Raw genomic sequence first — 11146 nt, forward strand, 5'->3', positions numbered from 1 at the left:
GCGCTGGTGGCTATAATGAGACCGATCAGGCATAATGGTTGCTGTCAGAACATGCAAGATCTCTTCTTGAGTGGTCGTAGGGGAAGACGTACCGCTAACAATGGAGGATCGGAATGTCTGGCATTGACGCAAGAGGTGTACTTTACGTGCACTCTGCCCCTGCAGCCCTCTGCCCACATATTGAGTGGGCAGTCGGGGCTGCTTTGGGTGCCCAGGAACAACTTGAATGGGAAGCTCAGCCCGCAGCGCCTGGAACCTATCGCGCCGAAATCAATTGGATGGCGCAACAAGGTAGCGGCGCAAAATTAGCCTCGTCACTTCGAGGCTGGGCGCATCTTCGTTACGAAATTACGGAAGAAGCCTCTGAAGGCTCTGACGGATCGCGCTGGTCCCATACACCCGAACTGGGCATTTTCCATGCCACCACGGATGTCACCGGCAACATCATGGTTTCAGAAGATCGCATTCGCTACGCCTATGAGCAGGCCAACGGCGACCCTTCAGCTGTGTACCACGAATTGTCATTAGCTTTGGGCGAGTCCTGGGATGAGGAACTCGAACCATTCCGCCAAGCAGCAGATGGCGCCAATGTGCGCTGGTTGCACCAGGTCGGCTAACCGCTAACCGATCCTTCATAACGACAATGGAGGTCCGTCTCCTACTTGCGTAGGCAACAGACCTCCATTGAGTCGTTTAAAATCGGCCTAGTAGCTGCGGAACGCTACGACAGAGTTATGGCCTCCAAAACCGAATGAGTTGCTCAGTGCGGCAATATCACCGGAAGGCAGCTCGCCTGGTTTACCGTGGACAACATTCATCGGAATATCAGGATCCGGGTTATCCAAGTTGATAGTGACCGGAGTCTTGCGATGGTAAAGCGACAGGACCGTGAAAATTGCTTCGAGTGCACCAGATGCACCTAGGAGGTGGCCGGTCTGGGATTTGGTCGCTGATACCAAGATATCGTCGAGGTGGTCACCGAAGACCGTCTTCATTGCGACGTACTCTGGGCGATCTCCAACCGGTGTTGAGGTGGCATGAGCGTTCACGTGCACAACGTCTGTTAGCTCGATGTCATCACTAGCCATTGCTGCGCGAAGAGCCCGGGATGCGCCCAAGCCTTCTGGTTCAGGGGCGGTAATGTGGTAGGCGTCTGAAGTTACCGCCGAGCCAGCTAATACCGCGTAGATTTCAGCTCCGCGGGCACGTGCATGTTCTTCTGATTCAATGACAAGAGCGCCAGCGCCTTCACCGAGAACAAAGCCATCACGATCAACGTCATATGGACGTGAAGCCGCTTGTGGGTCGTCATTCCGTTTCGACAGTGCCTGCATGGCAGCGAAGCCTGCGATTGGTAGTGGGTGGATGGCAGCTTCAGCCCCACCGGTAACTACTACATCGGCCTGTCCAGTTTCGATTAGGCGTCGTGCGTTGTCCATAGCTTCCGTACCTGAAGCACACGCAGAGACTGTGGTCATAGCACCACCGCGGGCAGAGAGATCCATCGAGATCGCTGCTGCAGCACCGTTTGGCATGAGCATGGGAACAGTCATCGGCAAGACGCGACGAGGGCCGCGTTCACGCAGATTGTCCCACGAGTCGAGCAGGGTCCATACGCCACCGACGCCGGTCCCGAACGCAACGGCCAGACGATCTGTATCGATATCGTCGGTCGATATACCGGAGTGTGCCCAGGCTTCACGTGCAGCTACTAGACCCATTTGCGTGGTTGGATCCATGCGACGTGCTTCTACACGGGAAAGAACTTCTTTTGGATCGTTGGTGAGCTGCGCAGCAAAGGTTACTGGCAGGTCGTACTCTTGTACCCAGTCTTTTTCGATTGGCCGCGCACCAGAGGTACCTGCCAGGGCGTTCGCCCACATGGTCTCTACATCTCCACCAATTGGGGAAGTAGCTCCAAGACCGGTAATTACGGCTTTACGGGTCATATCCATTGCCTCAATTACTTGATGGCCCGTCAGGGGCCGAGTTTTTCATATTTTGTGAAGGATAGGCGGCCTGCGGGGCCGGGAGAGTTCCCGGCCCACCGCTCATGGCGGACACGAAAGTCCGACCGGTTCCGTTAGGAAGCGTTCGCGATGAAATCAACAGCGTCCTGAACGGTCTTGAGGTTTTTGACTTCCTCATCTGGAATCTTCACGTCGAATTTTTCTTCGGCGTTGACAACGATGGTCATCATCGAGATCGAGTCGATGTCGAGGTCATCGGTGAAGTTTTTGTCCAGCTGGACTTCTTCAGTTTCCAGGCCGGTTTCTTCGTTGACGATTTCGGCCAGGCCAGCCAGGATGTCTTCTTTATTAGCCATGAGCAGCTCCTTAAATAGACGTGCAACGTTACTCGTGCACGGGTTTGTACAATTTCGTGGTCAGTGCAGGGCGCAGACTTATGGAAGTCGCACGACCTGGGCGCCGTAGACCAACCCGGCACCAAAACCAATTTGTAGGGCCAAACCGCCAGAGAGTTCTGGCCGTTCTTCTAGTAGACGGTGCATTGCCAATGGAATGGATGCAGCGGAGGTGTTGCCCGAGTCAGCAATATCTCGTCCAACAGCTACGTGATCTGGGAGTTTGAGCTGTTTAGCGAATTCGTCGATGATGCGCATGTTTGCCTGGTGCGGAATGAATGCAGCCAAATCTTCAGGGCCGACCCCTGCATCAGCCAACGTTTGTTTAGCCACCTTGGCCATTTCCCAAACTGCCCAGCGGAAGACTGAAGGACCTTCTTGACGAAGTGTTGGCCAGATCCCGCCTTGGCTTCCAGGTTCGGTGATCGCGGTCGCATCTCCCGTTCTTTCGACTTCCTCGATGACATCGCGCATCTCGAGGTTCGATCTGGTCATACGGATCATGTCCCAGTCCTGACCCTTGGAGCCCCAGTTTGATTTTGAGATGCCTGGTTCTTCGGCTGCGCCAATGACAACTGCGCCCGCACCGTCTCCGAGGAGGAACGAAATTGACCGGTCGGTTGGATCAACGAAATCTGAGAGCTTCTCAGCGCCGATCACAAGAACCTTGTCAGCCATGCCAGATCGTACCAGCGCATCGGCTTGCGCTACTCCGTAGCAGTAGCCCGCACAAGCTGCTGAAATATCGTAGGCGGGAACCGTTACTTCTAAGGCTCCAGCAATCAATGCGGCGGCAGAACCAGTTGGGTAAGGAAACGTGACGGTTGAAACGACGATGGCATCCAAGTCGGATGCTTTGATTCCTGCCCGGTCGATAGCCTGCTTACCTGCGTTCAGTGCCATGTCGTAGAGGGAGATGTCGGCTTCAGCACGCTGACGTGTCACAATACCGGTACGCTGCTGAATCCACTCATCAGAGGAATCGATTGGACCGGCCAACTCTTCGTTATTCACGAGGTTGTTCGGTCGGAACGCACCGACAGAAAGGATGCGACTTCCCTTGGTGGGGTTGTACTGGTTCAAGCTGACTGTAGACAAGATAAACCTTACGCTGAGATGTTCTGGGTGTGTTCGGCGATAAAGTCCTGGGCTTTATCTAGATCTTCCGGCTTCTTAATAGCGAGAGTTTTGACACCCTTCATTGCACGTCGTGCGATGCCGGTGAGTGTGCCGCCGGGCAGAAGTTCGATTATACCGGTTACGCCTTGATCAACCATAGTTTGTTGGCACAGATCCCAGCGGACCGGGGAGGTTACCTGGTTGATGAGCCGCTCGACGAAGAGCTGACCAGAATCGATGACAGTTCCGTCGCTGTTGGAGGCCAACGCGACGCTTGGATCGTTGGGGTTGAGGGTTTCAGCAAAAGCCTGCAGGTCAGCGACAGCTGGTGCCATATATTTGGTGTGGAATGCGCCAGCAACCTTCAGCTCTATGACGCGAGTTTTGTCCAAGGGATCCTGGGCTAGCTTCGCTAGTGCATCCTGAGAGGCTGCGGCGACGACTTGGCCCCCGCCATTGACGTTGGCCGGTGTGATGTCCATGTCCTCGAGGTAGTCGATGACCTCGTCTTGGTCTCCACCCAGGACTGCCGCCATGCCGGTAGGTTCTACAGCGGCTGCTGATGCCATGCCTTGAGCGCGTACTCGAACAAATTCGAGTGCTTCCACAGGAGAGAAGACAGACGCCAGACCAGCTGCGGTGATTTCGCCAACTGAATGGCCGGCTGTCATCCAGCTCTGCTGGTCCAGTTGATCGGTGCCCATCGCCTGTGCGGCGAGTAGTCCAGCTGCGACGATCAGCGGCTGGGCTACAGCGGTATCCTTAATGGTGTCTTCATCGGAGGTCGTTCCATGTGTCACCAAATCGACCTTGGTAGCTTCCGACCATTCATTGAGGGCTTCAGAGATACCGGGGAGTTCGAGCCACGGTTCCAGGAATCCTGGTGTCTGAGAGCCCTGTCCCGGGCACACGATTGCGAGCATAGGGTTAACTCTCCCAAATTCTTTCGGTATAACCGGGCAACGAAGACGACGAGTATAAACAAAGTTTTTGTAGGAATCCTACAAAGAAAGTTTATGCACGCTCGAGCGCAGTATTGCTCCTGGTCATTGTTCTGGCTGGTTTAAGACCGTATCAAGTCTACCCGTCATCAGCGCAACTTGTAGGACATATGCATCTCTAGGCGTTGTTGGATCCCAACCGGTAATTTCGGAAACCCGTTTTAGTCGGTATCGCACAGTATTGGCGTGAATAAACAACTGGCGCGCTGTCGCTTCTAACGACCCCCCGCATGTCGTATATACGTCGACTGTTTGCAGCAGTGAATGTCCTGCGGAAGCCAGAGGTCTGTAAACTTGAGTGGTCAATGCCTTGCGTGCGGTGGCATCTCCATTGAGGGCTCGTTCGGGCAGCAGTTCAGCAGCCGAGACCGGTCGGGGAGCGGCAGGCCAGGCAGGGGCCGCAGTGAATCCCTCTAAGGCTTCTTGGGCTGATAGTGGTGCATCGACGAGTGAATCGACCATTCGGCCATAGACAATTGGGCCGTCACCGAAGCCACGCTGGATAGTTCGTGTATCTGCCTGGACATCTTTGACAGAGCCGAGCACGATTGCCAAACGGTCAGATAGCACACCGATCAGTATTTGCAGGTTTGCACGGGTTGCGATCTCGCGAAGCTGTGCGACGAGCTGTGGTTCATCGACATGATCAGGTTTCCCAACCATGACGGTGATGCCATGGGTCCCTTTCCAGCCGGCAGCCGCGGCTCTGGAACGTATTTCATCAGCTCGATCACCAGCGAGAATCGAATCCAGTAGCAGTGCTTCCAGACGGGTATCCCAGGAGCCACGTGTTTCGGCAGCTCTTGCGTACACTTCGGCCAAAGCAAAAGCGATTTCTCGTGAATAGAACACCACAGCGTAGCGTGCCGCAGCTTTATCTGCATCGGCGACGATAGCCGGAAGCTGTGTCTCCACAACCTGCAGGACCGTCCGGAGCAGCTGGACCGCTTGTTGCAGAGAGACGGTGCGCGACAGATCAGTTGGTGCATTGCCAAAAACTGACAGCAAAATACCGTGGATTGAAGTTTTGACTGTTTTTTCGCTGTGTTCAAACCAATCGGCAAATGTGCTCAAACCTTGCTGGGCAATTTCACCGAGACTGGCGCGCTCATGTGCAGGAAGTTCTCGAAACCAAGGCAGGGAGGTGTTGAGCTGGTGCAGGGCAGCCGTTTTGAGTTCACCGAGATGAGCTCGTACTGCGGCTTTTGCTTCTGCTGAGATGGGGCGAGGAAATTTAGTTGACCAGCTATTCATAAACTATTGGGCCACTTCCGGGATGATCGCGAGACACAGTTTCATCGTAACTGAGGTTGCTATTGATTCGTGGTGTTAACGACTACGGGGTGCTGGAAAGGTCCAGCACCCCGTAGCGGATGTTCTACCAGCGGTATTTAACGCTTAGGAATCGCCGCCAGCAATTCCGGTGGTACCGCGGTTGACGTCATCGAGCCCGTACTGTGCAAAGGCTGTTGCAGCAGTGCCTTCGTCGATTTCGCCAGATTTTTCCAGCATCTGTAGTGCTCGTACAACTACAGAGTGGGTATCGATCTTGAAGTGACGACGTGCTGCGGCACGTGTATCCGAGAAGCCGAAATCATCGGCGCCCAGCGTTGCAAACTCGTTCGGCACGTACTGACGGATCTGGTCCGGCAGCAGCGTAGCGAAGTCGGTGGTTGCGACAACGGGGCCTTCGGTCTTAGACATCACCTGAGTGATGTATGGGACGCGTGGTTCGTTATCTGGATTGGTGATGCGTTCACGTTCTGCGGCTACTGCATCACGACGAAGTTCGTTCCAGCTTGTCACCGACCATACGTCAGCGGATACGCCCCAGTCGTTGGCCAGGATCTCGGCTGCTTCGATAACCCATGGCAGGGAAACACCAGATCCGAAGAGGTTGGCCTTTGGCCCGCCAATGTCGGACTTGGAGTACCGGTAGATTCCGCGCAGCAGACCATCGATATCGATGTCTTCTGGCTCTGGCTGGTGGGTAATCGGCTCGTTGTACACGGTGATGTAGTACATGACGTTCCGGACATGGTCGCCCAGATCGTGCTCACCATACATTTCATACAGACCGTTGCGCATGATGTGGGCGATCTCGTAGGAGAACGCTGGGTCGTAGTGTTTCACACCGGGGTTGGTGCCAGCCAGGATTGGTGAATGACCATCCATGTGCTGGGTGCCTTCACCGGCAAGTGTTGTACGTCCAGCGGTAGCACCAATAACAAAACCGCGGGTCAGCTGGTCAGCTGCAGCCCAGAAGCTGTCGCCGGTGCGCTGGAAACCGAACATCGAGTAGAACACGTAGATCGGAATCATGATCTCGCCGTGTGTCGAGTACGAGGTACCAGCCGCAGTCAACGCTGAGGTTGCACCGGCTTCGTTAATACCAACGTGCCACAGCTGTCCCTCTTGCGATTCCTTATAGGACAAGAACAGATCACGGTCCACAGACATGTAGTTTTGTCCGCGCGGGTTGTAGATCTTGGCCGTTGGGAAGAACGAGTCCATACCGAAGGTGCGGGCCTCGTCCGGAATGATGGGTACAATCCGCTTACCAATGTTCTTGTCGCGCATGAGGTCTCGTAGGAGACGAACAAACGCCATGGTGGTAGCGATCTGCTGCTTACCGGATCCCTTCCGAGCGTGCTTATACGTCGACTCAGGCGGCAAGGGCAACGGATGGTACTTCTTGCGACGCTCAGGAACGTAGCCACCAAGTTTCTGGCGGCGTTCTTGTAGGTACTTGATCTCTGGAGCGTCTTGACCGGGGTGGTAGTACGGCATCGCGTACTGGTCTTTTTCGATTTCTTCGTCCGTGACAGGAATGCGGTGACGATCGCGGAAGAGTTTGATCTCATCGATCGTCAATTCCTTCATCTGGTGGGTCGCGTTACGACCCTCGAAGGTAGTACCCAGACCGTAGCCCTTAATGGTGTGGGCAAGAATGACCGTTGGTTTGCCCTTGTACTCGGTCGCAGCCTTGTAGGCAGCGTAAACCTTCTTGTAGTCGTGGCCACCACGCTTCAGGCCCCAGATTTCCTCGTCGGACATATCTGCGACGAGTTCCTTGGTGGTTGAAGAACGTCCAAAGAAGTGCTCGCGAACAAAGCCACCATCTTCGGCCTTGTAGGTCTGGTAGTCACCGTCTGGAGTTTCGTTCATGATGCGAACGAGCTCACCGGTGTCATCGGTTTCCAGCAGTGGGTCCCATTCGCGACCCCACAGCACCTTGATAACGTTCCAGCCGGCACCGCGGAAGGAAGCTTCGAGTTCCTGGACTATCTTGCCGTTACCGCGAACCGGGCCGTCAAGACGCTGCAGGTTACAGTTGATCACGAATGTGACATTGTCCAGTTTATTATTCGCAGCGATATGCAGCGCACCGCGAGATTCTGGCTCATCCATTTCGCCGTCGCCGAGGAAAGCCCAGACGTGCTGGTCTGAGGTGTCTTTAATGCCGCGGTCATGAATGTAGCGGTTGAACTGTGCCTGGTGAATGGCGTTCAGAGGACCAAGGCCCATCGACACAGTAGGGAATTGCCAGAAGTTGTCCAGCATTTTTGGGTGCGGGTAGGAAGGCAGTCCATTTGGTGCCTGCGACTTTTCCTGACGGAAGCCATCGAGCTCCTCTTCGGAGAGGCGGCCTTCCAGGAATGCACGGGCGTAGTTACCGGGGGAGGAGTGGCCCTGGAAGAAAATCTGGTCGCCACCACCTGGGTGGTCCTGACCGCGGAAGAAGTGGTTTAGTCCAACTTCATATAGCGTAGCCTGGCCCGCATAAGACGAAATGTGGCCACCAACGCCAACACCGTCACGCTGCGCGCGCTGCACGATAGCGGCGGCATTCCAGCGCAGGTAGTTACGGTAACGGCGCTCTAGCTCTTCATCGCCTGGGTATTCCGGCTCCTGGTCTGCCGGAATCGTGTTGACGTAGTCGGTGGTCGTAACCATCGGTACGGCAACAGATTTAGTGCCTGCACGCTGCAGCAGTTGACGCATAATGTATTCAGCGCGTTCTGTGCCAGCAATGTCTACCAGGCTGTCAAAGGATTCGATCCATTCAGAAGTCTCTTCAGGATCTTTATCAGGAGCATGGTCGGTCAAACCACTACGAATGTCATAGCTCTCTTCGGCTGTACTCACAGTGACCTCTTTCTTCTTCTAACGACAGCTTGTTAAGTCGTCTTGTTGGCGCGCTCGATGTGTGGTCAAGTGCGCCACGACAAAGGGATCTCATAGGGATTCTACCCCCGACATCTAGGCGTGATTGAAATTCGGTCGCGGGTACTTCGGTTGAAGGGTAAATCACATGGTGTTAGGACACAGTATGATGTCTAGATGTTGCTAATGTCTCAAGAATTTTGAAAAATAGAAGAACAACGTAAGTAGAAGGAGTGTTGTGAGCAACTCGTCGTCTGGCAAGAACCCAGATAACAATCATTATATTGGTGAACTCGAACTAGCTGTTGGAGATGTGGTCCAAGAGCTGGGCTGGGACGAAGACATTGACTTCGAGTTCCGAAACGGTCTTGAGGACGCCCTCGGCGAAGAGTTCCTCATGGAAGAGGACCAGGAGCCCGTGGATGCGGTGCTTCTTTGGTGGCGCGAGGACGACGGAGATTTGTCCGATCTCACTGACGCGCTTTCTGATGCGACGACAAACTTGGATGAAAACGCGCCAATTTGGTTGCTCATCCCTCGCGCTTCACGACCCGGTCATGTTTCTCCAACGGATGTCGGGGAGTCGGCCCACGTGGCTGGCCTTCGCACAACGATTACCGCGGGGGTTTCCGAAGACTGGTTGGCAACGCGTCTAGAGCGACGAGTGTGATGACGGCTCCTGCCCTGCGAGATCAGTTTGGTCAAGCGTGGCAATTTCCGCCGATTGAAGGGATAGATCAGCCGGGTTATGACCGTACCTGGCTGATCTTCATCCCCGGCGCCTACACGCCGATCTGTATGTCCGAGCTGGAGCATGTGAATGAACTTGCAGGTCAATTAGCTGTCCAACAAGTAGGAGTGCGCCTCATCGCACCAGATGCAGCTCCCGTGTTGCGTATGGTCACGGATCAACTTGATTTGCAAGTCCCATTTTTGAGTGATTTTTGGCCGCACGGTGCTGCGGCAGACCACTTTGGAATCCTCGACAAGACGACGGGCCGGCCGCAACGTGTGAGTCTGCTGATTAGCCGTTCTGGCGAAGTGTTGGAACACATTTCTGCAACGGCAGCGGGCCGAAATATGTCGGATCATCTGTCCGTTTTGCAAAGCAAAAAATAATAGGCTACTATTGAATCTTGTTGCACAACGCAATGGGTCTTTAGCTCAGCTGGTAGAGCAACTCGTTTACACCGAGTAGGTCATCGGTTCGATCCCGGTAGGACCCACAAGAAAACACCCCGCATTTTGGTCAGTCCAATGATGCGGGGTGTTTCATGCTTAATTCTACTTCCTAAAAATGGGACCAGGGTTGGGTGATAGGCAGAAGTGTGTGTCTCGACCCAACCTGTTTCGTGAGGCCGTGATTCTTGCCGCCCATCGTGGACCTGGTGGCCGTGCTGCATGAAATAGGTGCCATTCGACCTGATTAGCCGAACGCTGGCCAGCAATGGTGAACACTAGGCATACCCTATTTCGTCTGACAAGTCCGAGATGATGTTGTGCGAGTCGCGCTGAATCGTGACTCTTTCTTCACTTGGGCTAAATTTCTAACGACTTTGTCACCCACAGTCGTCCTGTCGGGTAATGGACAGAGTCCGTGAGGTTCATTGACAACGCTGCCATGGACACCTGCTTGTCGTGACTGCAAATAGGCTGCTGACCCGCAAAAACACTGGACGCCACAGTAAGTGCTCTGTATCCCGACTGTCACCTGCAGTGAGCGCAGCTACCATCGTTATTGCAGACAGGTGCGGCTTGGTTATTGACGCGCACCCCATTCGAGACCGGCAACTACACTCTGGTCATACTTTCTTCCAAACACAACACATCGACGTACCTTATTCATATTGAGCGTCTAGCTCGTGTCGTGCCTCACAGACCGTGAGCGCGAGACTCTAGCCTGAAGTTATGAAGAAGGAAAGAACCTCGATGGCTACACGCATAGAAGTCACCAAGCAATTGCGCACCGATTACCGCACCGGAACCAAAGCAGAGAAATCAGAGATTATCGATCAGTTCTGTGCCTCGACCGGGGTCGGTCGGTCCACAGCTCGGCGGTATCTGACCTCCAAGACCCTTGGGGTCAAAAACGTGGTGCGCATCGACCGGCGCAATCACAAACCCACCAAGTACTCTCAGAATGCGAAAAAGCAGCTGGTCCGGGTGTGGCGAATGATGGGCATGCCCTCGGGTAAATATATGAAAGCAGTCCTGGAGGACTGGATAGAGCGACTGGAAGCCCACCAAGAGTTGGTCGTGGGACGCTCTGGCTATAATCCCACAGCACGTGCGCAATTGCTGTCTATGAGTGCTGCCACCATCGACCGATATCTCAAAGCAGAACGCGACCGGCTAGCGCTCAAAGGCATCTCCACCACCAAACCCGGAGCCCTGTTGCGCAACTCTATTACGGTGCGCAAAGCCGGCGACGAACTGGAGATTGAACCTGGATTTTTTGAAACCGACACCGTCGCCCACTGTGGCCCCACGGCCA

General features: G+C 54.5%; 9 protein-coding genes, 1 tRNA gene and 1 pseudogene. 5 read left to right on the forward strand and 6 right to left on the reverse strand.

Going from position 1 to position 11146, the window contains the following annotated elements:
• The first annotated feature begins 113 nt into the window (after positions 1-113).
• Positions 114-617 (forward strand): DUF3145 domain-containing protein, encoded by a 504-nt coding sequence (locus G583_RS0113190; RefSeq protein ID WP_022871650.1) that lies wholly within the window; start codon positions 114-116, stop codon positions 615-617.
• A gap of 87 nt (positions 618-704) precedes the next feature.
• Here the strand turns inward: G583_RS0113190 and fabF are convergent, their stop codons facing one another.
• From fabF to aceE, 6 genes are all read right to left on the reverse strand, one after another.
• Complete coding sequence (fabF, locus tag G583_RS0113195) at positions 705-1949, reverse strand: beta-ketoacyl-ACP synthase II (protein WP_029629597.1); 1245 nt, start codon at positions 1947-1949, stop codon at positions 705-707.
• Positions 1950-2083: 134 nt separating this feature from the next.
• The gene (locus tag G583_RS0113200; protein ID WP_022871652.1) at positions 2084-2326 is read right to left on the reverse strand and encodes an acyl carrier protein; all 243 of its coding nucleotides are present in this window, start codon (positions 2324-2326) and stop codon (positions 2084-2086) included.
• A gap of 78 nt (positions 2327-2404) precedes the next feature.
• A complete protein-coding gene (locus G583_RS0113205) occupies positions 2405-3463 on the reverse strand; it encodes a beta-ketoacyl-ACP synthase III (RefSeq protein WP_022871653.1) in 1059 nt (352 codons plus the stop codon).
• Positions 3464-3471: 8 nt separating this feature from the next.
• The gene (locus G583_RS0113210; protein WP_022871654.1) at positions 3472-4407 is read right to left on the reverse strand and encodes an ACP S-malonyltransferase; all 936 of its coding nucleotides are present in this window, start codon (positions 4405-4407) and stop codon (positions 3472-3474) included.
• A gap of 123 nt (positions 4408-4530) precedes the next feature.
• Positions 4531-5739, reverse strand: a complete 1209-nt coding sequence (locus G583_RS0113215; RefSeq protein WP_022871655.1) for a PucR family transcriptional regulator — start codon at positions 5737-5739, stop codon at positions 4531-4533.
• Between the two features lie 144 nt (positions 5740-5883).
• Complete coding sequence (aceE, locus tag G583_RS0113220; RefSeq protein ID WP_022871656.1) at positions 5884-8634, reverse strand: pyruvate dehydrogenase (acetyl-transferring), homodimeric type; 2751 nt, start codon at positions 8632-8634, stop codon at positions 5884-5886.
• 256 nt (positions 8635-8890) lie between these two features.
• Between aceE and G583_RS0113225 the strand changes: the two genes are divergently transcribed.
• From G583_RS0113225 to G583_RS0113240, 4 genes and pseudogenes are all read left to right on the forward strand, one after another.
• Complete coding sequence (locus tag G583_RS0113225) at positions 8891-9322, forward strand: DUF3052 domain-containing protein (RefSeq protein WP_022871657.1); 432 nt, start codon at positions 8891-8893, stop codon at positions 9320-9322.
• The gene (locus tag G583_RS16075; RefSeq protein WP_022871658.1) at positions 9322-9771 is read left to right on the forward strand and encodes a redoxin domain-containing protein; all 450 of its coding nucleotides are present in this window, start codon (positions 9322-9324) and stop codon (positions 9769-9771) included. Before G583_RS0113225 ends, G583_RS16075 begins: the two co-directional genes overlap by 1 nt.
• Positions 9772-9805: 34 nt before the next feature.
• A tRNA-Val gene (locus tag G583_RS0113235) sits at positions 9806-9878 on the forward strand.
• 703 nt (positions 9879-10581) lie between these two features.
• Positions 10582-11146 (forward strand): annotated as a pseudogene (locus G583_RS0113240) (integrase catalytic domain-containing protein); the annotation flags it as partial.

The sequence above is a fragment of the Yaniella halotolerans DSM 15476 genome, assembly GCF_000420805.1.
Taxonomy (GTDB): Bacteria; Actinomycetota; Actinomycetes; order Actinomycetales; family Micrococcaceae; genus Yaniella; species Yaniella halotolerans.

Excerpts from the sequence above, each read along its gene's own strand:
- G583_RS0113210 (WP_022871654.1), bottom strand. The coding sequence starts at position 4,407 with ATGCTCGCAATCGTGTGCCCGGGACAGGGCTCTCAGACACCAGGATTC.
- G583_RS0113215 (WP_022871655.1), bottom strand. The coding sequence starts at position 5,739 with ATGAATAGCTGGTCAACTAAATTTCCTCGCCCCATCTCAGCAGAAGCA.
- G583_RS0113190 (WP_022871650.1), top strand. The coding sequence starts at position 114 with ATGTCTGGCATTGACGCAAGAGGTGTACTTTACGTGCACTCTGCCCCT.
- G583_RS0113200 (WP_022871652.1), bottom strand. The coding sequence starts at position 2,326 with ATGGCTAATAAAGAAGACATCCTGGCTGGCCTGGCCGAAATCGTCAAC.
- fabF (WP_029629597.1), bottom strand. The coding sequence starts at position 1,949 with ATGACCCGTAAAGCCGTAATTACCGGTCTTGGAGCTACTTCCCCAATT.
- G583_RS16075 (WP_022871658.1), top strand. The coding sequence starts at position 9,322 with ATGACGGCTCCTGCCCTGCGAGATCAGTTTGGTCAAGCGTGGCAATTT.